The following is a 23,860-nucleotide window of genomic DNA, read 5'->3' as shown; positions in this document are numbered from 1 at the left end:
TATTGAACACTCATTGATAGGGAATATAAGTTCGTATTAAGCTCGTATAAAAAGGTTGTCCCAAAAGGGTCTTGACCTCACTCTCTATACACCATTTATTGTGTCTTTTACAAGTCATATAAACGATATATAGAGGGTGAGGTCTGACCCTTTCGTTATGGGACAGCCTCGAATGTGTACTAATATGTTGCTGCCGATAAAACTCACATAGCTAATAAATGTTCCTTGAGACAATCAGCAGGCATACGCTTTTAACTTAACTTGAACAGCTTTCGCAAGCATTATCATATTCAGAAGAAGTGGAACGAACATAGTAAGTTGACTTCATTCCACTGCTCCATGCGGACATGTGTATATCAAGTAAATCTTTTGCTTTAATCGTGTTATGGACGTAAAGGTTAAAGCTGATCGCCTGATCGATATGACGCTGACGAGCTGCGTTATGACGGATGCTTTCTTTTTGCGATAAGTGGAATCGAGTTTTTTTATAGTATTCATAGGTTGATGGCGTTAATCCTGGAGCCGTTACCTTGAACTTAAAGTTTTTCTTTTCTTCGTAAAATTCAATTTCATAAAGCGGGTCAATCCCATCTGTTGAATTCCCGATTTTCGCCGTCGAGGAATTCGGTGCAATTGCCATCAAGTATCCATTTCGGATGCCGTGCTTTTGTACTTGTTCTTTTAAAGCTGTCCATGATTCATCTTGGTAGTTTCTAAGTTCGAAGTAGTTCCCAGTATTCCAGTCAGAACCTTCGTAATATGGATAGCTACCTTTTTCTTTTGCTAGCTCATTTGAAGCTTTAATTGTTAGAAAAGCAATTTCCTCATAGAGTGTGTCAGCAAACTTAACAGCTTCGTCAGACTCCCAGTAAATATTTTTCTCTGCAAGCAGATGATGCCAGCCAAATGTACCTAGACCAATCGCGCGGTACCGTTTGTTTGAGATTTCTGCTTGTTTGACTGGAAGATTATTTACGTCGATTACATTATCAAGCATTCGTACTTGAATCGGGATAAGTCGGTCTAGAACATCATCTAAAACAGCGCGTGGCAGATTGATAGAAGAGAGGTTACATACAACGAAATCACCGCTCTTACGAATCATGACAACATCGCCATCTTCTGTCTCGTATTCTTCAGTAATTGAAGAAGGGCTTAAGTTTTGCGCGATTTCTGTACAAAGGTTCGAACAATAAATCATACCTTTATGTTTATTTGGGTTTTTCCGGTTCACTTCATCCCGATAAAACATGTAAGGAACGCCTTCTTCTAACTGAGAAATCATGATACTTTTCATAATTTCAATTGCGTTGATTTTTTCAAAAGCATAGTTTGGAAGAACACCATTTTTGGCTGCTTTTACAGCAAGTGCGTAATGATCACGGAAGCTACCTTCGCCTTTTTTCTCATCATAAAAATCTTCAAGAGAGAAGCCAAGTGTTTGTTTAACCGTATGTGGATCAAACAAATACCATTCATCGCGATTTTCTACAGCTTCCATAAAAAGATCTGGAATGCAAATGCCAGTAAAAATATCATGCGCTTTCAGACGATCATCACCATTTTGTGTTTTTAAATCTAGGAAACTCATAATATCTTTATGCCATGCATCAAGATAGATCGCAATTGCACCTTTTCTCTGTCCCAGCTGATCAACGCTTACTGCTGTTTGGTTAAACAGGCGAATCCAAGGTGTTGTTCCTGAACTGTTTCCTGAGAAACCACGAATGTCTGAACCGAGTGAACGGATTTTACCGACATAAAGTCCAACTCCGCCGCCAAATTTAGATACTTTTGCAGCATCATAGTTTGATAGATATATACCGTCAATAGAGTCTTCAATTGCGTCGATAAAGCAAGAGCTTAACTGTCCGTGTGTTTTCCCCGCGTTCGAAAGAGTCGGTGTTGCAACAGTCATATAGAGGTTTGACATCGCCCAGTATGCTTCTTTGACAAATTGCAGTCGATATTCTTTCGGTTCAAGACGCATAATTTCCATTGCAATGATCATAAACCGTTCTTGGGGCAACTCATAGACAGCGTTGTTCGTTGGGCGTGCAAGATATCGATCGTTTAACAAATAGAGACCGATATAAGAGAAGAGCTTGTCTTTTTCAGGATCAATGGTTGAGCCTAATTCGTCAATTTCTTCTTTTGAATAAGCGTCAAGCAATTCAGCTTTATAAACTGGGTAGCGTTGCCCGTCTTGGACACTTGACATTAAGTGAATCAATTCGTAAAGTGAGCCGTATTTCATTCCTTTATAGCCTCGATTAGCCTGTGCTTCACGATACATGGCGTTCAGTAACTCAGCTGCTGCGACGAACGTCCAGTCTGGAGAGTCAATGTCGACACTCTCAAGTGCCATTTGGATGAGTTTTTTTGAAGTTTGCTCTTCTGTAGGCCCATCTTGGCGATCAAGCCACTTCATAAAGCGTTTCTTATATTTGTCCATGTCCAGCTTGCCTTCAAATTCTTTAGACAGGTGGTTCAACTGTAGTGAACTTTCATCTTCTGTTAAATTTTCCACATCAGGAAAGGCAAAAGAATTATTAATTGGTAGGTTCATAGAAAGTGCTCCTCCTTAAATACATCAAAAAATCGTAGCGTTATTTGTAAAAAGCCGATTCGTAATTTCTCACATGGTGAGTGAATCAAAAAATCTCGCAAAATAAAAAAAGTTAGTTTGCAGACGATCTTTTCATTTACTCACATAAGTTAGAGAGTCACTATATCTAGTTAGGTGAATTTGTAAGGTTCTGTCGAATGTACTGTCCGGTTCTGGGTAACTGGATTTTAGCATCAAAAGCTTGACATCTATATATAGATATTTCTTAGGTTTTCAATATCTATATATTGTGATTCGCTATTTAATATCGTAATGGATAAATAAAAATAAATCAAATCTTGATTTTTATAAAAAGTATAATTCTTGCTAAAATAATTGTTGAATAAGTGCTTGAATGGCTTATACTATCAAATGGTTGATAGAATGAGCAAGGATGATGTTAGGCATAAAAAAATAAATTTATATGAAATAGCGGAATGTACAGCACAACAAATGTTTTCAATAAATTAGGCAGGCGAAATTAAAAAAACTTGCAATTTTGAAATGTGTTTTGCACAAGACTTTATGCTAAAATAAAAGAACTGAAATAATTTTAATTTAAAGGAGCAATAACGTGGAAAAAGTACTTGTTTTCGGACACAAAAATCCAGATACTGATACAATTTGTTCAGCAATTGCCTATGCTGATCTAAAAAAACAATTAGGTATGAATGCTGAAGCCGTTCGACTAGGCGAAGTAAACGGTGAAACGCAATATGCACTTGATACATTTAAATTCGAAGCACCTCGCTTAATTGTAGCAGCAAAAGGAGAAGCTTCTGATGTGATATTAGTAGACCATAATGAACGTCAACAAAGTGTAGATGACATTGATCAAGTTCGAGTTATTGAAGTAATTGATCATCATCGAATTGCTAATTTCGAAACGAGTGATCCGTTGTACTATCGTGCTGAACCAGTAGGTTGCACAGCTACGATTCTAAATAAAATTTATAAAGAAAACAATCTTGAAGTTCCAAAAGCAGTTGCAGGGCTGATGCTTTCTGCGATTATTTCTGATTCATTATTATTTAAATCACCAACATGCACAGAACAAGATGTTGCGGCTGCCATGGAATTAGCAGAAATTGCTGGAGTTAATGCGGAAACATATGGTCTTGAAATGCTTAAAGCAGGAGCAGATCTTAGTGATAAAACAATTTCTCAACTCATCTCGCTTGATGCTAAAGAATTCACAATGGGAGATGCTAAGGTTGAAATCGCCCAAGTAAACGCAGTCGATGTGAATGAAGTGTTAGTACGCCAAGCAGAATTGGAAACGGCAATTGAGGCTGTCATCGCAGACAAAGGATTAGACTTGTTTCTATTTGTCGTAACTGATATTTTGACAAACGATTCTGTCGGACTTGCACTAGGTGCACAAGCTCAAGCTGTGGAACGTGCGTATAATGTCACATTGAATAATAAAATTGCTGTACTTGAAGGTGTTGTATCACGTAAGAAACAAATCGTGCCTGTGTTAACAAACATTTTCACGAATTAATCAATAAAAGAGAGGCTGCCCTAAAGGATCAGGACCTCACATCGCCAATATATCGTTTATATAACGTGTAAATGACACAATAAACGGTGTATAGAGTGTGAGTCTGAACCTTTCAGGCAGCCTCTTTGTTTGGATTAATTTACTGTCTCAACTTTATCTGCAGCTAGTTTCTTTAGCAGTTGTGAGCTTTCTGTATCAAGACCTTTAAGTTGGACCGTTTTACCATGTGCTCGGTATTTCAAAATGATCTTATCCACCGCTCCTACTGCAGAATCGTCCCATACTTTCGAGCGGCTAAAATCAATTACAACATGATTGGTTGCTTCTTTTAGGTCAAATTGTTTCACAAAATCTTGTACGGAAGCAAAGAATAAAGGGCCTCTTACGTGGTATAAGGTTTCTTTGCTGTTTTCACCGGCTATCTTTTCAACTTGCACTTTAGAAGCTTTTGCTGAAAAGAAAATCATGCTTAAGATTACACCAGCAAATACGCCCTTGGAAAGATCATTTGTGTAAAGAACAACGATTACTGTCACCAGCATGACCAATGTGTCCGTGATAGGAGCAAGATGTAGCTTTGTTAGTGATGACCAATCAAATGTCGCGATCGAAACCATGATCATTACGCCAACCAGGGCAGCCATTGGAATTTTCACAAGAACATCATTTAAAAGAACAATTAAGGTTAACAAGAAAACCCCAGCAACAAAGGTAGAGAGTCTGCCGCGACCGCCAGATTTAATATTAATGCCAGATTGTCCAATCATGGCGCAACCAGCCATACCACCGAAGAACCCACTAACGATATTCGCGATTCCTTGACCTCGTGCTTCTGTGTTCTTATTACTTTCCGTGTCCGTTAAATCATCTACAATTTGAGCAGTCAATAAACTCTCTAATAGTCCTACAAATGCTAATGCAAGTGAATAAGGAAAAATAATCATGAACGTATCCATCGTAAAAGGAACGTCAGGAAGGAAAAACGTTGGTAAAGCTTGCGTAAGTACCCCCATATCTCCGACAGTCCGAACAGTAGCTCCTGTCATAACAGCAATGATAGTTATGACAATAATAGCGATAAGTGGTGAGGGTATGACTCTAGTTACATAAGGAAATAAATAGATAATCGCAAGTGCGAAAGCAGTCATCACGTACATCACCCATGATTCACCGACAAAGTGAGTCAATTGAGCAGAAAAAATTAAGATTGCCAGTGAATTGACGAAGCCAACCATAACTGGTCTTGGAATAAATTTCATCAGTTTTCCAATTTTAAATACACCAAGGAAAATCTGGATGATCCCAGTCAAAATAGTCGCAGCTAATAAAAACTGCAGGCCATGATCTTTAACCAAATCAACCATGACAAGTGCCATTGCCCCAGTCGCGGCTGAAATCATCCCGGGGCGGCCGCCCACAAAGGCAATAACAATTGCAATACAAAACGAGGCATACAAGCCAACCATTGGATCTACTCCTGCAATGATTGAAAATGCAATCGCTTCGGGAATTAAGGCCAAAGCAACAACAATGCCCGAAAGAATATCTCCCCGTGTATTGCCAAACCATTCTTGTTTTAATCTAGCGGTATTCAAATAAACACTCCTTATATAAAAAATAACTTGATTAAATAGTAAACATGTGGATTACAATAAAATTGATTATAACATGTGACTATGGTAATGAATAGAGTTCATGTCACTACATATCCTTTTATCCCGCGTTAACGGGGTAAAACCTTCACCTCATGTCTTAGGGAGGCGAAGAAGCGTAGGTGGGGGATAACTGCTGGCTATTAGCACGTCTGAGGTTATAAGCTGTTTCTCTGTGGCAGAGTACACCATCATGCTTGTTAGGGCTGGGCAGTCGCCTCGCTTTTTGAAGTGAAATCCCGGTTGGTGAGATACAGTAAAAGCTACCAATGCTTGAGCAGAAGTTTAGTTGAACTTTATAGTGAATTGCTAGTTGTCTCAAAAAAAGTCAAAGTATAATCTTCTAAAGTAAAAACTCAATTGTTGTTTCTTAGAAAAGTCGACTCTTATCTTAATAGTAATGTTATACAACCTCTTACATAACGTAGCTTAATTTCTGCTAAGTGCCCCTGGCAAATGATATTGTTGATTCTTGTTGTTAATCATGTGGGATGATTTTCAATCAAACTGATACAAACATGGAATGGAATTTCAGCAATACATCATAGAGGACAATGTAAGAATATCTTATGAAATTCAGCAGGAGTTTTCCTGATCACTGCTGAACTGATAAAGTATAGAAATCGAGGGGGAGAGAGTCGATGGGGAAAATTTTATTAACATCAGCTGGCTTTTATACAGATGCAATTAGAAGTCGTTTTTTGCATTGCATTAAAATCAATCCTGAGGATGCGAGAATTTCCATAATAACGACTGCTTCAAATACAGAGAAGTGGAATAACGAGTTTGTTTTAAAGACATTGCGAGATTTTCACGAAATGGGAATGAAGAATGTTCGTATTGTAGATATTGAGTTTGAAGAACCTGAGATACTTCGCCAATCAGATGTTATATTTTTGAATGGAGGTAATCCATTTAATTTACTGTATCATCTCAAGGAGAGCGGGGCTGATAAGATTATTCGAGAGTTTGCTGAAAATGGTGGACTTCTTGTAGGGGTGAGCACTGGTTCGATTGTTCTTGGCCCTGATATTAAACTGGTAGAGCATTTCTTTCCAGAAAAAGCAATAGAAGGATTAGAAGAATTAACAGGGTTAGGAATAACGGATGTGCGTGTATTTCCACATTATGGTGATGAAAAATTGTATCCAGATAAACAAGGAAGAAAAATTGAAGAACGTTTGTTGGAGTTTGAACGGGCGCATCGTTGCTCTGTTAATCGTTTAAGAGATGACGGTGCTATTGTTCTTTCATGTGGATCATGAATAAACTTTTATGGAATGTAAATGTTATGTAAATTAGTTGAAAATAATGATCTTTCTATTATATGCTTTATTAATAGAAGCAAAGTGGCTTTCTATATTGGTTTTAAAGGAGGATAAATAATGAATGTGCGTCAAGGGTTTGAAGAAGAGCTTTTTTCACTTAAAAATTTGGTGCTTGAAATGGGTACAAGAGCAGCAAATGCTTTGCATGAATCCATAGAGGCTTTAGTCGCACAGGATATTAATCGAGCGCTAAAAGTTATCGACAATGATTATAAAATTAATCGAATTAATCAGGAAATAAACGAGAAAGTTATTTGGTTGATTGCTAAGCAACAGCCTGTTGCATCAGATTTAAGGAGAATTATTTCAAGCATTAAGATTTCTACAGATTTAGAAAGAATAGGTGATTTAGCTGTAAATGTTGCAAAATCTACTATTCGCATCGGCGAAAAGGAATTATTTAAACCGTTATATGACATTCCTTTAATGGCTGAGAAAGCAGCTACAATGTTAAATCAAGTTATGCTCGCCTATGATGTACAAGATGAAGAGAAGGCAAGAGAAACGGCAGAGCTCGATAATGAAATTGATGAAATGTATGGTCGACTGATCCAGGAATTGCTAGAATATATCGCGCAAAACCCTGAACTAACGTCCCAAGTTACACAATTATCATTCGTTTGTCGCGATCTAGAAAGAGTTGGTGACCACGTAACCAATATTTCCGAAAATATTGTTTTCATGGTAAAAGGACAATTGTACGATTTAAACAGTTAAGTCTGTATAATAATTCCGAGAAATTTATAGAGGGAACATTGTAAGGCGTGTGAAATGGCACACGTCTTTTTTTGATATCTCACAAATAATGTTTTCATAATAATGCGAAAATGATAAAATTATAATGTAAAAATTAGTGGATGAATGGTTGCTGATATTTTCCAATAGGAGGCAATCAAGAATCTTGCTCCTAACAGTGAAATAAGTGATTCTGCTAGAAAAATATTGAAATCTGTCATATTTCATCTAAATTCAACATGATCGCGGTACAAATAATACTTTGAGCAAATTTCTAAAGCTAAATATATGGCAAGATACCTGACAGCAAGAAGCATACGAATACGCTTGGGATGGAAAAGAAATGACAAGTGGAATTATGTGAATGAAATAATACATATGGATGAATGAGACAATAATTTTGAATCATAACGGAGGATGTACAATGAAGATACGCGAGTTTACATTAGGAGACTATGTAGAGGTAGCAAATGTTTGGGAACAGGCAGGGATTACATTATCAGTTTCGGACTCATTAAAAGGGATTGTACATAAAGTAGGAAGGGATTCAGAGCTATTTTTAGTTGCAGAAGAAAACGAGAAAATTATTGGATCTGTAATGGGCTCGTATGATGGACGCCGGGGCTGGATCAATCATTTAGCTGTTCATCCTGATTATCAAGGAAAACGAGTAGGTAAATTGATTATGGAGGAATTAGAACAGAGGTTAAAAAGAATCGGTTGTAAAAAGATCAATCTTTTAATTGAATACGATAACTCCAAAGTCATTGGCTTCTATGAAAATCTTGGGTATAACACAGATGAATTGGTATTTATGGAAAAATGGATTAAGTAAAGAATGATTCACATAAAGAAATACTAATGATGAGGGCTGTCCCGAAACAAAAGTGTCAGATACTTTTGGGACACCCTCTTTTATTTGTTTCTCTTTTTCATTGTCTGGTCTAAAAAAACAGCTATTTTATGATACGTAATTAACTTATTAATAAATCATATTCCAAAGTAGAAAAGAAAATGCTTATAATTTTGGGATTGAATGCAATCATATAAAGCATTAAAATAAATGAGTCTTTTGTTAAGAGCCCCTAGAAATGAGGTTTAAGAATGTCGAAAGTGAAAGAAGTTATACCTGGTTTAGTTTTATGTATCGTAATCGCTTGTTTTTCCATTTTAGTCGCAAATAAGTTCACTTTATTTGGAGCAGGAACTTTTGCGATTATTGCCGGGATTATTGTCGGTAATATTGGTACTGGTAAGATTAAGCGGTTCAATGCAGGAACGAAATATTCAGAATCTAAATTACTATATTATGCAATTATTTTATTAGGCGGTACTATCAGTTTTCATTCTATTGTAGAGATTGGTTTATCTGGAGTGATTTTTATTCTGTTACAAATGGCTGTAACGCTTTTGGCAGCACTTTGGATTGGAAAAAAGTTAGCACTACCAGAAAACTTTCGACTATTAATGGCGAGCGGGAATGCTGTTTGTGGATCTTCAGCGATTGCAGCAACGGCTCCTGCTATTCAAGCTGAGGAAAAGGAGAAATCACTTGCCATAACAGTTGTCAATTTAACCGGCACTGTCCTTATGTTTATTTTGCCTCTTATAACAACTCTATTATATAAAAATGAGATGCAGCCTTCGTCAGCGATGATTGGAGGAGTGCTTCAGTCAGTTGGACAAGTTGTAGCAAGTGGAAGTATGGTAAGTGAAGTTGTAAAGGAAGAAGCTGCCGTTTATAAAATGGTAAGAATCTTATTGCTTAGTGTTGTCATTTACGGGTTGATGAGATATAGCAAGAAAGCCCCTGTTGAGAAGAGTAAAAAAATAAAATTGCCAATCCCTTGGTATATTTCAGGATTTTTGCTTCTATGTGCATTACATAGCATATTTGCTTTTCCGATTCTATTGCAGGGAATAATACAAAATACTGGGTCCTTTCTTGAAGTAATCGCTCTTGCGGGAATCGGATTAAGAGTTCAACTGAGAGATTTAGTTGAACAAGGTGGGAAGGTTGCCATCTATACTGGTCTATTGACCATTGTCCAAATACTAGCGGCTGCGCTTCTGATTGCATGGCTTATTCTCTAAAAAGAAAAGAAACTTGATTTAAGATTGCCAAACAAATGGGGAAATCTCTACTTGTTAGTCCGATTAAATGGAGGATATAAAGTAAAAATGAGGAAAGGATCTGATCCCTTCCTCATTTTTATAGGCTGTTTTCACATACTTTGTTGCTTTTCAATCATTTTTACACTAATAACCCGGGTTGATTTCCGTTGCAGGTACTCGCTTTCCGCGGGCGGTCTCAGAAGCCTCCTCAGTGCTTTGCACTTGCGGGGTCTCCTTCAACACGCTTTTCCCGCAGGAGTCTCGCACCTTCCACTACAATCAACATCTATTCGAATTGGTTTCTTGCGAAAAACAACAATCTTTACGAAAAGAGCCTTTTTATATTATGAAACGATTTCAGTAGAAGGCTGTGCCTTTGATTGTTTATGCACTTGGGCATGTTGAGGAAACTCTTTCACTTCGTTTGCTGCCTTTACTGTTTTGTAAATTTCTATATAACGGATGTGATGGTCTTCCATATCTTTTATTTTGAAGCAATACTCTTCATGTTCGATGATGTCACCTTGTTTGGCCTCGTAATTCTCTGATAAGATCCAGCCGCCGATTGTATCCATATCTTCATCGATGATTTCAAGTCCAATCAAATCATTCACTTCACTTATTAATACTTTGCCATCAAGAATATAATGATCTTCCTTCATTTTCTGAATCTCAGGAATTTCGTCAAGGTCAAACTCGTCTCGAATATCGCCCACAATTTCTTCTAGAATATCTTCAACTGTCACTAATCCGGAGGTTCCGCCGTATTCATCCATTAAAATGGACATATGAACACGTTCTTTTTGCATCTTTACTAGTAAATCGTGAATGGGTATTGTATCAATCACTCGAATGATTGGACGGATGTACCGTTCTATCGTTTGAGTAGGCTGTGTTTTATTTGCAATCATTTCGGTGAAAAGTTCCTTAATATTAACCATCCCAATAACATGGTCTTTATCGCCGTCAATCACAGGATAGCGGGTATATTTCTCTTCTGACATTACGCTAAAAAATTCTTCTATCGTATCATTAATCGATAAGGTAACAATCTCAGTACGAGGTACCATAATTTCTTTGGCGATCCGGTCGTCAAATTCAAAAATTTTATTCACATATTTAAACTCTGATTGGTTAATTTCGCCATTTTTATAGCTTTCAGACACGATTATACGAAGTTCTTCTTCTGTATGAGCCAATTCATTTTCTGAAACAGGCTCGACTCCAAACATTTTTACGAGCAATCTAGCTGAACCATTTAAAATCCAAATAAATGGATACATGATTTTATTAAATAAAATCAATGGTCTGGCTACTAGTAAGGTTATTTGCTCAGCTTTTTGAATGGCTACAGTTTTCGGTGCCAATTCGCCAACTACCACATGAATAAAGGTAATAAAAGCGAAAGCAATGGCAAACGATATGAAATGTGAAACAGAAGTTGGAATGTCAAATTGCGTCAATAAAGGTTTAAGTAGCTCTACAATCGTCGGTTCACCAAGCCACCCGAGTCCGAGAGCAGTGACAGTAATTCCTAGCTGACAGGTTGAAAGGTATTCATCTAGGTTGGAAATAACATGTTTAGCTGGAACTGAATTGGTTCGTCCTTCATCAACTAACTGATCAATTCGTGAACTTCTCACTTTCACAATTGCAAACTCCGAGGCTACAAAAAATGCCGTCAAAGCAATTAAAATGGCTATGAAAACCAAGTTTATTATGTCCAAATAGTCTCCCTTAACTCGTCATGAAGACGAATAAGGAGTCCACCTCCTAAAATAGTAAAGAATAAGTTGTTTAGTAACTTCATTTGTTTTGCACCGTGCAAATTAAGCGCAGGGACCAGTGGCATACGGACGGGAAATCACGTCGACCTGTCTGCCGATAAAAATGTTTCTACCAGCAAATTGGTCAAGGAAAAATTGTTTGTTTATTCGTCCATTAATTAATACCCCATCATATCACCCCTGCTTCAAAATTAAGTAAATATGTTCATTATAGAAAAGGAAAGTCAAATCGTCAAACTGTAAAAAGGACCGAATTTCGTCATTATTTCAGCTATATGACTGTTTATAAACAAATATTAGCGCTTTTTAAGGGATTTCATATATATTCGGAATAAAAGAGTCTGAATTTTATTACTTTAAACATGTGTATAATTCAATGACAAATGGAAACTATTGCTTAAAGTATGATACAAAATGAAGAGTCAGAAGACCTGATTAAAAAAGTAGTAATAAGGGCATCAATATGTATGGTATTGGAAACTACTCAAAAGTTATGCGGGATCATAGTCGTATCTGCACATTTGAAGAAGCGGGAAAATAATACGTTGTTGTTCATGTAACGATAAACAGCTTGCCAGTGATTGAGATTGCAAGTAAATAATTAGATGGATATGAATATAATCGGTTTGAACTGGGTAATAGTTGCAATATAACATATTACGGAAAATCCAAGTGAGGTGAATTCAGATGGTAAATCATTGTATTTTGAAATTTAGAAGTAAAGGTATCAAAATTGCCAAAACGAAATCTCGTCATGATATTTTCTCGAATTTATACGAAGTAGATCCGAGTTTGTTAGATTTAAGTACCCAGAAAGATCAATCCTCACAGTCAAATGATATCATTAAATAAGCCAAGGCTTAAGCTCGCCCATAGAAAGGATATTACCCACAACAACTATATTTTGTTTATCCCGCTATACCGGACAGTAAAACCCCGATTAGTGAGATACAGTGAAACTTATCGATGATTTTTAGCAGAGGTAAAGTTTGAGGCCGGACCCTTTGGGGAAAGCCTCTTTTTTCGTTGCGTCCCTAGAATAAAAATAGAGCCAAGCTTATATACTATGAATAAAACAATGAAGACTAGGAGTTAATTATGTCAAATTTTATTATGAATATATTAACGTTTTTTCAAGAAATGGGTTACGTAGGCATTGCGTTAGGCTTAATGATTGAGATTATTCCTAGTGAGCTTGTGCTAGGGTTTGGGGGTTATTTAATTGGTACTGGTGTAATTAATTTTTGGGGTGCACTGCTTGCTGGTGTCATTGGGGGGACATTCGCACAGTTGTTTTTGTATTGGGCCGGTTATTTTGGAGGTCGGCCATTTTTACTGAAATATGGGAAGTATATTTTCATAAAAGAAACACAAATTGATGCTGCAGAACAATGGTTTGAGAAATATGGAGTAGGTGTCGTATTTACTGCGCGCTTTATCCCAATTGTTCGCCACGCAATTTCGATTCCAGCAGGGATAGCTAAAATGTCATTCGTGAAATTTACTGGCTATACGATAGCTGCTATGATTCCATGGACGGTCCTGTTTTTATTACTAGGTAATATGTTAGGTGAGAATTGGACTCAGATTAAACATATTGCTCAGCCGATCATTGTCCCAATTATTATTGTTGCGGTAATCGGAGGCATAATTTATACGATATGGAAAAGAAAACAAGAACCACCAATCGTCATTGTAACCAAAAGGAAATAAGTGAAACATCAATCAGTGGAGGCTTTCTTCATCCCCCACTGATTGTTAGTCCCGCTCTACTGTCGCTAAGATCGCAGCGACAGCTTCAATCAATCGAGAGTACGAACCCGATTCAACGAACTCAGACTAAGTACGCCGCTTCCTGCGGCAACGTCTGTGTGACCCACATCCTGTGGGCCTCAACTAAACCTCTGCACACGCATCGGTAAGTTTCACTGTAACTGACCGTTAAAGCGGGATAAAGCTAAATCAAAGGGTCTAATTCCCTGATGGAGTAGATCCTTTGAAATAGCCTAAACAGTACAAGTGCTATGGTGTTTTTAATATTTCATTGGACATTTGAACTTCTATCGGGACTCTTTTTATTTCAATATAGCGAATCATATGATCTTCCATTTTATTTACTTTGAAGATAAAGGATTCTACCTCGATTACATCACCTGTTTGGATATCGTAATTTTGAGTTAGCATCCATCCGCCAATTGTATCGATATCATCGTCTTCTAAGTTAATCCCAAGTTTATCATTGATTTCTGTAAGAAGGATTTTACCGTCAACGATAAAATGGTCTTCTGTTATTTTGCGGACAGGAGGGATTTCATCAACATCGAATTCGTCGCGGATTTCACCGACAATTTCTTCTAATATATCTTCAACGGTTACCAATCCTGCCGTACCGCCGTATTCATCCATCAGTATTGCCATTTGAATCCGTTCTTTTTGCATTTTTATGAGCAAATCTTGAATTCGGGTATTTTCTATCACCCGGATTATAGGACGTGTAAATGATTCTAAAGTGACGCCTTTCACGTTTTTATTTTTAGTAATATGAGAAAAAATTTCTTTTATGTTCACCAGTCCAACAACATGATCCTTGTCCTCTTCAACAATTGGATAGCGGGTGAATCTTAAGTCTTTGGCATGTTGAATAAATTCTTGTAGCATATCATCTTTTGAAAAACTGATAATCTCGGTACGAGGAACCATGACTTCTCTAGCGGTTCGGTTGTCAAAATTAAAGATGTTATTCACGTATTTAAATTCTGACTGATTTATTTCTCCGCTTTTGTAACTATCGGATAATAATAATTTCAACTCTTCCTCTGAGTGTGCAACATCGCTTTCTGAGGCCGGCTTCATACCGATAATGCTAGTAATAAAACTTGCTGAATGGTTTAATACCCAAATGAACGGAAACGCAATCTTATGAAACCAAATGAGTGGTTTTGATACGAACAGACTTACCTGTTCAGCTTTTTGGATAGCGATTGTTTTCGGTGCCATTTCTCCAACGACAACATTTAGAAAAGTGACGATTGAAAACGCGATAAGAAAGTTTAGAACATGAACGAGTTGCTCTTGTACATGGAGTACGTCAAGGATAGGTTTGAGAATATGCCGCATCGTTGGCTCCCCAAGCCAGCCTAGACCTAAGGCAGTAATAGTAATCCCCAGTTGGGTAGCGGATAAATATTCGTCTAAATTAGAGATAACCTGCTTGACTGCTGTTGCTTTTGGGTGCTGATTCTCAATTAATTGATTAATTCTTGAACCACGAACACGGATAATAGAAAATTCTGAAGCCACAAAAAAAGCGGTTAAAATAATCAGTATGATCACAAAAAATATTTTTACAATGTCCAAAAGTTAAGGAACGAAAAGAATTCGTAAAGATGTAATAAAACTTGTTTAAACTCACGTATTACTAGATTGTACGAATTATTTCGTACCTGTCACCTCCCAAAAAATAATATAAAAATGAAAAAGAAATCTCTGGCGGAAATAAATAATTAGGAAATAATTCCACCCATATTGTTTATCCCAAATTAACGGGCAGTAAGACCCGCACCTCAAGGCTTGGAGAGAATCGAGTTAGCATAGTAGGGGAATAACTGCCAGTTAACGCCAGATTGGTGAGATAAAGTGAAACTTACCGCTGTGATGTTAGCGACAGTAGAAAGGGATTTACAATCAGTGGGGGATAAAGAAAACCCTACTGATTGAAGTTTCACTTTATATATAGCTATTACCTATTTCTAACGATACCTAACTTTATTTTATAAAAAAAATTGTTATTCTCAAAATTAAACGGACGATTTCAGTCGTATGATGACAGAATAAAAAAAGGATATCCCAAAAAAAGATGCCCCAGCACTGATCATACAGTTTATCCCGCATTATCGGGCAGTAAAAACCCCACTGATTGAGGTTTCACTTTAATTTGGTGCAATATTTTACATAAACTGTAACTAGTAGTTATGGGGTCTTATCTTTATGGAACTTCCTCTATTAGATATTCGGAAATATTATGGTATCATGTGGTAATAATTGTTAGTCAAACACAAGGTATTCTAATCGTAAATGTTGTTAGTTCATCATTCGAACTGCATGACAAAGAACCTTGATTTTTTTCAATGATTTCTTTGCATACAAATAATCCGAGACCTGTACCACGTTCCTTGGTTGTAATGAACGGTTTGAAAATATCACGAATTATATCCTCTTGGATTTTTTGTCCGTTATTGGAAATATTCATGGTCAATTGTTTCGAGATTTCTTCTGTTGTAGAAATATTAATGATAGGATTCGAATTCTCAAAGGATAATACATCTAATGCATTTAAAATAATATTTAAAAGAACTTGACGAAATTCTTCTTTAGAACCAGAAATAAAAATATTGTCCGCTAGATTCGTAGTAACCTTGGCATTTACTTCTAGAATACTTGGGTAGAGGAATTCAATCACGTCATAAATTAAGTGACCAATATTGAAGATATGTTTTTCTGCTTCGTTTGTTTCCTTTTTTGAAATATCTAAGAATTGAGTGATCCTCGAATTTAGCTGTTGAAGTTCAGTTGAAATAATGTCCAAATATTTTATGTCTGGTGTTTCAGCTTGAAGGAGCTGAATAAATCCCATGATAGAAGTAAGCGGATTTCTAAATTCATGAACAAAACTGGACGTCATTTTGCCGAGAAGAGTTAATCTTTCTTTATGAGTTTGACTAAGAGTCTCACATTGCCCCATATTTAATTCGGAGTTTAATTCAGTATAATAGGAAATCGAATCGTATAAAAACTGATCAATACAAGAATTGACTAATTTTAAGATAGATTGATTTTCTGCTGAAGACATGTTCTGGAGCAATAAATGATGAATAAGGATGGCGCGTCCGCTTGAAACATGATTAATAAAATCCACAAATGGTGTTTTAGCCTGTATTCGTTCTGCTGCTACGATGTGTGCAAGTTGTTTTATCATCTTATCTGTATGAGCATCTTTGTGCATAAAACTTTGGATTAATAACTCAATAAAATGTTCAAAATGTAAGGAAGTTTTATCGGAAAAAGGATCTTCATGTGAAAGGATTTGTTCATTCCATTCATTGATGATTTTGTTTTTGTTAGTTATAAGAAAGTCAATCGCTGATTCTTTAATTGATAACATTTAAACCTCCAATTAAAAAAATCCGACATAATATATGTAAATTTCGCCAATAGATTTAAAAATCCTTTTTTTTACTTGATTGTCAATTAAAAAATTACTTTTTATTCATATAAATTGATAGGAGATTTTAAAGGTTATCCCGCATTAATGAGCAGTGCGACCCTACCACAGGGCTTAGATGTATCGAGAAAGCGTAGGTGGGGGACAACTGCTCGTAAAATCCCGATTAGTGAGATTCAGTGAAACTTACCGCTGTGAACTTCAGAGGTTTAGTTGAGGTCCGCAGGATATTCGTCACTCAGACGATAGACTAAAGGAAGCGGCATTATGTTAGGAGGAATAAATGAAAGATTTGTTCACTAAAATACTCAATAAAAACAATTTGTACTTTTTTTATCATACCGGTCTCATATTATTTTCCGCAGTTCTGCTTTTCATTATTTGTGTGCTAACTTTTTACAAACCTGATATTAGCCTTTTAACAACAGAGCTTAAGCGTTCAACAGAAATTTATGATGTGGAGTTAAAGCTTGCTAGTAAAATAACCGCTAATAAAACAGAAGGAGTTTCGATAGACGATATTCCTGAACATGTAAAAAATGCTGTAGTCGCCATTGAGGATCATCGGTTTTATAAGCATACTGGTATTGATTATCAAGCGATTTTTCGCGCCGTTTATGTGAATATGAAAGCAGGCAAAGTAGTTGAAGGCGGAAGTACAATTACTCAACAATTAATAAAAATTGCTTTACTAGAACAGAATCGTACATTTAAAAGGAAGCTTGAGGAATTTTTTATAGCGAGAGAAGTAGAGAAGGAATACACCAAAGATGAGATATTAGAAATGTACTTAAATCAAATTTACTTTGGTCATGGCGCCTGGGGGATTAAAAAAGCAGCTCAGATTTATTTTGGTAAAGATGTGAATGACTTATCATTATCGGAAGGAGCTATGCTTGCAGCTGTTATCAATATCCCGACAAAGCTGGATCCATATAATCACTATGATGCTGCACTAAAACGGAGAAATCTTGTTCTGTCGAGGATGGCAACGAATGGATATATCGATGCAGAGCATGCAAAACAAGCTAAAAGTGAAGAAATTGTTTTATCCCATAATCAAAAAGGAGATCAAGTAAAAGGGAAATATCCTTATTTTGTCGATGCGGTGCTAACAGAGGCTTCGCAAAAATACAATTTGGAAATCGATGAACTACTGAGAGGTGGTTATAAAATATACACAACACTTGACCAACATATCCAGCAAGCAGTTGAAGAAGTATATGAAAATGATGGAAACTTTCCAAAAGGAGTGACGGATGCTCTTGTTCAAAGTGGTATGGTGTTGATCAATCCGAAAACGGGCGGGATAAATGCTTTAATAGGAGGAAGAGGGAAGCACCAATTCCTCGGCTACAATCGAGCGACTAAATTAAAGGCATCACCGGGATCTACGATAAAGCCGTTAGCTGTGTATACACCAGCTCTCGAGGAAGGATATCAGTTAACTGATTTATTAGTTGATGAAAAAATGAGCTTTGGAGGATATGAACCATCTAATGCAAATGGTCAATATTTAGGTGAAGTTCCGCTATACGAAGCAATAATAAAGTCATTGAATGTTCCAACCGTCTGGCTTATGAACGAGATTGGGATCGAAAAATCGATTCATGCATTAGAACGATTTGCCATTCCGTTAACTGAAAACGATCGGAATTTATCACTAGCACTTGGTGGAATGGAAAGGGGAGTATCGCCACAGGATATGGCTGAAGCCTATTCTACCTTTGCGAATAAAGGCAAACGATTTGAATCTCACACTATCGTGAAAATAGAGAATGCACAAGGTCAAGATGTTGCGGTATGGAATGAAAAAAGTACGAAAGTTATCGAGAAAAAAGTCGCAGACCAAATGAACCGATTGCTCTTAGGAGTCGTTGAATATGGCACGGGAAAGAATGCCGCAGTTGACGGCTATGAAATTGCCGGCAAAACGGGCTCTGTTCAAGTGACAATTCCTGGTGTCAAAAGTGGTGTAAAAGACCAGTGGTTCGTAGGGTACACACCTTCATTAGTCGGAGCGGTCTGGGTGGGGTATGATCGTTCAGATAAAGATCATTATTTAACCACGCATAGTAGTCAAGGAACAGCACTTATTTTTCAAAAAGTTATGTCGAATGTTCTTGAAAATCAGCAAGCGGAATCTTTTCGTGTAGAAAGTTTGGAACAGTTAATAGAGGAACGAAAAAAAGAACTCGAAAAACAAGAACGAGAACAATATTGGCGTGATAAAGGAAACGAACTAAAGGATTCTTGGAAAAAATGGTGGGACAATTTGCTAAAGTGATAAAGAAAAATTAATCGCTAGATTGTGAAGATCAAGGGAAACTTCAATCAGTGGGGGCTTCATCCCCCACCTAAGCATCTCTGAAATCTCTAAGCCTTGAAGTGGGGGATTACCCGTTAATGTGGGATAAACGGTGTAAAGATTATGACCGGGGAACTCACCTATTGTTAAAATTGTATTAAAAAATTAGGTTAATAAGAAAACCAATTACCACGATGGCACCAATAATCATTAGAATTGTTCTTATTCATTCACTTCCTATTATCTATCGATTACTAAATGTTAATGTATCGTAAGAATGTGATTTAGCGACAATAGAACGGGACTAACCATTAGTAAGGGATGAGACAGCCTCCTTTGATTGAAGTTTCCTATTATTATTCAAGTAAATCTTGTATGAGGTTTCTCGATGTTGTTGGCTAGGCTGACAACAATTATTAATTTTGGCTAGGACATACTGAGTATGGTTACCGGATATATGTATTGTTAGTTGGTTGCACTCTTTTAAAGTAAGCATGAAAGAAACAAGTTTAGCTAAACGTTCTGGTTCCACAGTGCGCGTTTCACATTGGAATGTAATCGAGCCGGAATAGTCTTTTATGATTTGGAACAAATCCATAATTTGTCGGATATTGAGTTGTTTGTTAATCGTAATTTGAGATTTAGTTGGTTTCATAATTAAAGCCTCCTTTTATGGAATTATTTAAGTTAAGTTTTGTTCTTCGATTTCCCATTGTTTATATTGGATATGATAGGTATGTACCCCTGGTTCTATTAAATAAAACCTTTTAAGTGGGTATTTTATTAGGAGAACCTAGTTTTTAGAATCCTGAAATTCTATGTTGGTTAAGGGATATTATAGGTTGTTAGCTAAATGTTAAAAAGTAGTAGTTATATATAGAAAGGAAGACATTCATGTTAACTTTAATAAAAAATGGTGAAGTGTATGCCCCAAATTATCTAGGGAAAAAAGACGTTTTGTTGGTAGGGAAGCAAATCGGTTTCGTGCAAGATAAAATTGAAAAGCCAGAACATTTCGTTGAAATGGAAGTAATCGACGCCACTGGAAAGTTAGTCGTTCCAGGATTTATCGATGCACATGTTCATCTCATTGGCGGTGGTGGAGAAGGTGGTTATAAGACGCGAACGCCGGAAATTCAGTTAACAGATGCTACCCTTGCAGGAATTACAACATTAGTCGGAGTTATTGGAACGGACGGGACGACGAGGACGATGCCCGCATTATTGGCAAAAGCGAGAGCACTTGAAGAGGAAGGCATCACCTGTTTTGTCCAAACAGGCTCGTATCAAGTACCTGTAAAAACATTGACAGGTAAAATAGAAGACGACCTGATATTAATTGATAAAATTATTGGTGTTGGGGAAATTGCGATTGCTGACCATCGTTCATCGCAGCCGACTGTGAAAGAAATGGCCAAACTCGCTTCCCAAGCTAGAAATGGGGGCCTTTTATCAGGGAAATCAGGTATCGTGAATATCCATGTAGGAGATAGCCATGATCATTTACAGGTGATCGAGCAAGTAGTGGAAAAAACAGAACTGCCAATCAGTCAGTTTTATCCTACACATATCAATCGTAATCGTCACCTATTTGAAGCAGGGATCAAATATGCCAAAAAGGGCGGTTATATTGATTTCACAACAAGCACAGTCCAACAATTCTTGAATGATGGAGAAGTGAAAGCAAGTACAGCTTTAAAACAAGCGTTGGATGCAGGAGTCGATCCTAAGAAGATTACGTTTACCTCTGATGGCCAAGCGAGCCTTCCGAATTTTGATGGAGCTGGAAAGTTGCTCGGGCTCAATGTCGGAAAGTGCATGTCTCTTTACGAATCGGTTGTAGATGCAATAATTGAGGACGGTGTATCGATAGAAGATGCGATCAGAGTTGTAACTGAAAATCCAGCAAATATTTTGAAATTACAGGGAAAAGGGCGCATTGAAGAAGGCTTGGATGCGGATCTTTTGTTAATGAACAAAATGACTTACAAAATTGATACGGTTATTGCAATGGGAAGAAAAATGGTTGAAAATGGTGGAGCGATTGTAAAAGGTACTTTTGAGGATTAAGAAAACTAGCTGAACACGGCGAAACCACTTTGAAATATTTATCGGTTTAACAGGTAGACATACCTCGCTATCGGAATTTCCACTTTATTTAATTTTCTTGTGTCACTTACCTAATTCAAACATACTATAAATTAACCCATGGAAGTACCTCCTCAAAAAAAAGGAGATGTTTGTTTATGTCAGGTTGTGTTGATGGTGGTTTTGGATTTGGTGGAGGTTTCGCCTTTATCGTAGTTTTGTTTATACTTTTAATCATTGTCGGAGCTAGCTTTTGTGGTGGCTTCGGCGGTGGAGTCGGTCCAGGGTATGGATATGGTGGATATGGTGGACACTGCTGCTAAAAAGATTAAAATGACCGACCTAATTTTAGGTCGGTTTCTTTCTTATTTTAAGACTCTGTTAAATTTTAATGTTGATTTTTTGATAAAATTTTGGAGGAACTGTTATTTTTGCAAGTTCCCCTATTCTTATAAACAAAAGTCTCTTAGTTGAATATAATTCTACAATTTAATCTCATTATTTTTTGATTGGATAATGTAGTGGTTATTCGATTCCGACTTATAATGACCTACATTAAATTCGTTTAGGTTTATTAAATCCTTGAAATATTTTGGGATAGTGCAATCCCAACTTAAATTTTCTATTTTAAGCGGGTAATTGTCATCATTAGGATTAGGAGTGTGGATATAGACTGCATCTAAACCTGCATCTTCATCAACTAATCCAATCCACAATTGATAAGGTTTATCGAATGTTCGGAGCTTTTCTAATAAACTGTTATATAAAACTATATGTGCTTTTATATGCTCTCTTCTTATTTTCACACTATTATTCCCAAACCCGTAAAAATCAAGATGGGTATGCCAAGTATCAAACCAACCTTCCTGCCCAAAGTCTAAATCATATTGCTCTACATCTAACTCTCGCCACAAGTTACGAAAATAACGCTTTTTTCCACGAAACTTTTTCAATGATAGTTTCCCCCTATTTAACAAGTTTATATTTCCCGAACCGAACAACGTGTTCTGATGAACAATGGGGACACTCAAATCCTTCCTTGAAGGATTAAACGCCCACCAGCAAAGGAAGAAGGTTCAACATAGCGTTTAACCCATTGATAGATTTGTTCTTTTTTGGTGTGTGGTAATTTGTCGATATACTTTAACAAGTTGCTAAACGCTTGCACACCTTGACCCCCCGAATACTTGTTCTTGTGTTGATTATATCAAGATTTCGGACAGGTATCATATATCAACATTTACCTTTAACAGAGCCTATTTTAAAAGAAGCACATTGATTTGATACATGGTAGTCCGAATAGAGGGAAATTAGGACTGAATCGCATCCATAAAAAGTAAAATTCCTAAAAATACATAGTTGTGGAAAAGTTAAAACCCTTTGACATAAAAAAACAGGAGCATTAAACTCTCGTTTGAGATAGTATGTACGTATATATATATTAAAAGAAGAAAGGGATTGGGATGAAGATGAAATGTATTTCAATTGATTTAGATGGGACGTTGTTAACTTCTCGAGATGAAATTACCGAAGGAAGTATAAGAGCTTTAGAAGAGTTAACTGAAAAAGGTTATCAGCTCATTTTGAATACGGGCCGTGCTCATGCGGATGTAGTGAAACTAGAAGCTGTACAGAAGTTGGATGTACCGATTTTTTGTGTTAATGGTTCTGTTCTATATTCAGAAAGCGGTGAGATATTATATGAAGCAACCCTTTCTATTTCGACATATAAAAAGATATTCTCTGTTTTACAAAAATTAGACGTGGGTATTCTTGTCTATACGAATTATGGTGGGTTCCCTTCTACTTTGCCACCTTTACATCATAAGAGCAAAGAAGAACTAAATACTCTATTTCATGAATATAATTACGATGACATTTTAAAATATGACAATCTTAAAATCTATAAATTAATTGCATTGGTCCACCAAGAAGATGTGGAAAGAATTGAAGAAGTAACAAAGGCATTAGCGGGTATCGATGACGTTACGATGGCTTCTTCATTCCCCAATAATTTAGAAATTACTTCACATGAAGCACATAAGGGGAAAGCGTTGTTTCGATATCAAGAAATTATGAACCTATCGTTTGATGAGATTTATGCTTTTGGAGATGGGGGCAACGATCTTGCCCAATTTGAGGTAGCAACTAAATCAGTTGCGATGGGAAATGCTCCCCTTCATATTCAACAAAAAGCGGATTTAATTACAAAGACAAATGATGAAGATGGGTTTGCTTATGCAGTGCGTCATCTTTTAAAATTAATAAGTACAGAAGAGGAAATAGTCGTGTAATAGCAAAGTTTAAAAATATATATGATTAAATAATGAGGATGTCCCATAAAGGTCTGACTGCGCACTCGCCATCTAGTTTGTAGAGAAATTTACATTTTATGTAAACTGTTGGATGGAATGCGAAGTTTTCCCTTTTACGGGACATCTTTATTTTCGTGCTATCTAGATATTTGGTCGAAATTGAAGAACAATCGGAAATTACTTGTAAACAAATAAATAG

Annotated in this window: 18 protein-coding genes and 1 pseudogene; 11 read left to right on the top strand and 8 right to left on the bottom strand. The window is 36.6% G+C overall.

What is annotated here, in order from left to right:
- Positions 1 to 256 precede the first annotated feature (256 nt).
- The gene (locus HNP81_RS03050) at positions 257 to 2,569 is read right to left on the bottom strand and encodes a ribonucleoside-diphosphate reductase subunit alpha (RefSeq protein ID WP_182501506.1); all 2,313 of its coding nucleotides are present in this window, start codon (positions 2,567 to 2,569) and stop codon (positions 257 to 259) included.
- A 613-nt stretch (positions 2,570 to 3,182) separates the two neighbouring features.
- On the opposite strand from HNP81_RS03050, the gene HNP81_RS03045 reads away from it, so the two are divergent.
- Positions 3,183 to 4,112, top strand: coding sequence for a manganese-dependent inorganic pyrophosphatase (locus HNP81_RS03045; protein ID WP_028393290.1), 930 nt, complete (start codon positions 3,183 to 3,185; stop codon positions 4,110 to 4,112).
- Positions 4,113 to 4,246: 134 nt separating this feature from the next.
- Here HNP81_RS03045 and HNP81_RS03040 read toward each other — a convergent pair whose 3' ends face one another.
- The gene (locus HNP81_RS03040) at positions 4,247 to 5,707 is read right to left on the bottom strand and encodes a SulP family inorganic anion transporter (RefSeq protein WP_182501505.1); all 1,461 of its coding nucleotides are present in this window, start codon (positions 5,705 to 5,707) and stop codon (positions 4,247 to 4,249) included.
- A 698-nt stretch (positions 5,708 to 6,405) separates the two neighbouring features.
- On the opposite strand from HNP81_RS03040, the gene HNP81_RS03035 reads away from it, so the two are divergent.
- From HNP81_RS03035 to HNP81_RS03020, 4 genes are all read left to right on the top strand, one after another.
- Positions 6,406 to 7,029: a Type 1 glutamine amidotransferase-like domain-containing protein gene (locus HNP81_RS03035; protein WP_182501504.1), complete on the top strand. Its 624-nt coding sequence runs from the start codon at positions 6,406 to 6,408 to the stop codon at positions 7,027 to 7,029.
- 120 nt (positions 7,030 to 7,149) lie between these two features.
- Complete coding sequence (phoU, locus tag HNP81_RS03030) at positions 7,150 to 7,809, top strand: phosphate signaling complex protein PhoU (protein WP_028393287.1); 660 nt, start codon at positions 7,150 to 7,152, stop codon at positions 7,807 to 7,809.
- Between the two features lie 442 nt (positions 7,810 to 8,251).
- The gene (locus HNP81_RS03025; RefSeq protein WP_028393286.1) at positions 8,252 to 8,662 is read left to right on the top strand and encodes a GNAT family acetyltransferase; all 411 of its coding nucleotides are present in this window, start codon (positions 8,252 to 8,254) and stop codon (positions 8,660 to 8,662) included.
- Between the two features lie 269 nt (positions 8,663 to 8,931).
- A complete protein-coding gene (locus tag HNP81_RS03020; protein ID WP_182501503.1) occupies positions 8,932 to 9,921 on the top strand; it encodes a YeiH family protein in 990 nt (329 codons plus the stop codon).
- 365 nt (positions 9,922 to 10,286) lie between these two features.
- Here the strand turns inward: HNP81_RS03020 and HNP81_RS03015 are convergent, their stop codons facing one another.
- Entirely contained in the window at positions 10,287 to 11,669 is a 1,383-nt protein-coding gene (locus HNP81_RS03015) for a hemolysin family protein (RefSeq protein ID WP_034302147.1), read from the bottom strand.
- A 747-nt stretch (positions 11,670 to 12,416) separates the two neighbouring features.
- On the opposite strand from HNP81_RS03015, the gene HNP81_RS03010 reads away from it, so the two are divergent.
- Both HNP81_RS03010 and uptA read left to right on the top strand, forming a co-directional pair.
- Entirely contained in the window at positions 12,417 to 12,581 is a 165-nt protein-coding gene (locus HNP81_RS03010) for an Lmo0850 family protein (protein WP_154664023.1), read from the top strand.
- Positions 12,582 to 12,827: 246 nt separating this feature from the next.
- Positions 12,828 to 13,442, top strand: coding sequence for an undecaprenyl phosphate transporter UptA (gene uptA / locus HNP81_RS03005; RefSeq protein WP_028393284.1), 615 nt, complete (start codon positions 12,828 to 12,830; stop codon positions 13,440 to 13,442).
- Positions 13,443 to 13,751: 309 nt separating this feature from the next.
- On the opposite strand, the gene HNP81_RS03000 is transcribed toward uptA, so the two are convergent.
- Positions 13,752 to 15,086: a hemolysin family protein gene (locus HNP81_RS03000; RefSeq protein ID WP_182501502.1), complete on the bottom strand. Its 1,335-nt coding sequence runs from the start codon at positions 15,084 to 15,086 to the stop codon at positions 13,752 to 13,754.
- A gap of 691 nt (positions 15,087 to 15,777) precedes the next feature.
- Positions 15,778 to 16,890, bottom strand: coding sequence for a histidine kinase N-terminal domain-containing protein (locus tag HNP81_RS02995; protein ID WP_182501501.1), 1,113 nt, complete (start codon positions 16,888 to 16,890; stop codon positions 15,778 to 15,780).
- Between the two features lie 343 nt (positions 16,891 to 17,233).
- Here HNP81_RS02995 and HNP81_RS02990 point away from each other — a divergent pair, with 343 nt between their 5' ends.
- Entirely contained in the window at positions 17,234 to 19,237 is a 2,004-nt protein-coding gene (locus HNP81_RS02990) for a transglycosylase domain-containing protein (protein WP_182501500.1), read from the top strand.
- A gap of 325 nt (positions 19,238 to 19,562) precedes the next feature.
- Here HNP81_RS02990 and HNP81_RS02985 read toward each other — a convergent pair whose 3' ends face one another.
- Entirely contained in the window at positions 19,563 to 19,913 is a 351-nt protein-coding gene (locus HNP81_RS02985) for a hypothetical protein (protein ID WP_182501499.1), read from the bottom strand.
- A gap of 239 nt (positions 19,914 to 20,152) precedes the next feature.
- Between HNP81_RS02985 and iadA the strand changes: the two genes are divergently transcribed.
- Together iadA and HNP81_RS24215 are read left to right on the top strand one after the other, a co-directional pair.
- Positions 20,153 to 21,328, top strand: coding sequence for a beta-aspartyl-peptidase (iadA, locus tag HNP81_RS02980; RefSeq protein WP_182501498.1), 1,176 nt, complete (start codon positions 20,153 to 20,155; stop codon positions 21,326 to 21,328).
- Between the two features lie 176 nt (positions 21,329 to 21,504).
- On the top strand, positions 21,505 to 21,669 hold the full coding sequence (locus HNP81_RS24215) for a YjcZ family sporulation protein (RefSeq protein WP_182501497.1): 165 nt from the start codon (positions 21,505 to 21,507) through the stop codon (positions 21,667 to 21,669).
- Between the two features lie 159 nt (positions 21,670 to 21,828).
- Here the strand turns inward: HNP81_RS24215 and HNP81_RS02970 are convergent, their stop codons facing one another.
- A complete protein-coding gene (locus HNP81_RS02970) occupies positions 21,829 to 22,299 on the bottom strand; it encodes a hypothetical protein (protein WP_182501496.1) in 471 nt (156 codons plus the stop codon).
- Positions 22,300 to 22,327: 28 nt separating this feature from the next.
- Positions 22,328 to 22,514, bottom strand: a pseudogene (locus tag HNP81_RS02965) (IS1595 family transposase); the annotation flags it as partial.
- Positions 22,515 to 22,809: 295 nt separating this feature from the next.
- On the opposite strand from HNP81_RS02965, the gene HNP81_RS02960 reads away from it, so the two are divergent.
- Positions 22,810 to 23,640: an HAD family hydrolase gene (locus HNP81_RS02960; RefSeq protein ID WP_246399215.1), complete on the top strand. Its 831-nt coding sequence runs from the start codon at positions 22,810 to 22,812 to the stop codon at positions 23,638 to 23,640.
- Positions 23,641 to 23,860 lie beyond the last annotated feature (220 nt).

The organism is Peribacillus huizhouensis (assembly GCF_014138605.1).
Lineage (GTDB): Bacteria > Bacillota > Bacilli > Bacillales > DSM-1321 > Peribacillus > Peribacillus huizhouensis.
The sequence above is the reverse complement of the archived record's forward strand: the minus strand, read 5'-3'. Positions and strand labels throughout refer to the sequence as shown.

Excerpts from the sequence above, each read along its gene's own strand:
- uptA (WP_028393284.1), top strand. The coding sequence starts at position 12,828 with ATGTCAAATTTTATTATGAATATATTAACGTTTTTTCAAGAAATGGGT.
- HNP81_RS24215 (WP_182501497.1), top strand. The coding sequence starts at position 21,505 with ATGTCAGGTTGTGTTGATGGTGGTTTTGGATTTGGTGGAGGTTTCGCC.
- HNP81_RS02985 (WP_182501499.1), bottom strand. The coding sequence starts at position 19,913 with ATGAAACCAACTAAATCTCAAATTACGATTAACAAACAACTCAATATC.
- HNP81_RS03050 (WP_182501506.1), bottom strand. The coding sequence starts at position 2,569 with ATGAACCTACCAATTAATAATTCTTTTGCCTTTCCTGATGTGGAAAAT.
- HNP81_RS03010 (WP_154664023.1), top strand. The coding sequence starts at position 12,417 with ATGGTAAATCATTGTATTTTGAAATTTAGAAGTAAAGGTATCAAAATT.
- HNP81_RS02960 (WP_246399215.1), top strand. The coding sequence starts at position 22,810 with ATGAAGATGAAATGTATTTCAATTGATTTAGATGGGACGTTGTTAACT.
- HNP81_RS03035 (WP_182501504.1), top strand. The coding sequence starts at position 6,406 with ATGGGGAAAATTTTATTAACATCAGCTGGCTTTTATACAGATGCAATT.
- HNP81_RS03020 (WP_182501503.1), top strand. The coding sequence starts at position 8,932 with ATGTCGAAAGTGAAAGAAGTTATACCTGGTTTAGTTTTATGTATCGTA.
- HNP81_RS03025 (WP_028393286.1), top strand. The coding sequence starts at position 8,252 with ATGAAGATACGCGAGTTTACATTAGGAGACTATGTAGAGGTAGCAAAT.
- HNP81_RS02995 (WP_182501501.1), bottom strand. The coding sequence starts at position 16,890 with ATGTTATCAATTAAAGAATCAGCGATTGACTTTCTTATAACTAACAAA.
- iadA (WP_182501498.1), top strand. The coding sequence starts at position 20,153 with ATGTTAACTTTAATAAAAAATGGTGAAGTGTATGCCCCAAATTATCTA.
- HNP81_RS02990 (WP_182501500.1), top strand. The coding sequence starts at position 17,234 with ATGAAAGATTTGTTCACTAAAATACTCAATAAAAACAATTTGTACTTT.
- phoU (WP_028393287.1), top strand. The coding sequence starts at position 7,150 with ATGAATGTGCGTCAAGGGTTTGAAGAAGAGCTTTTTTCACTTAAAAAT.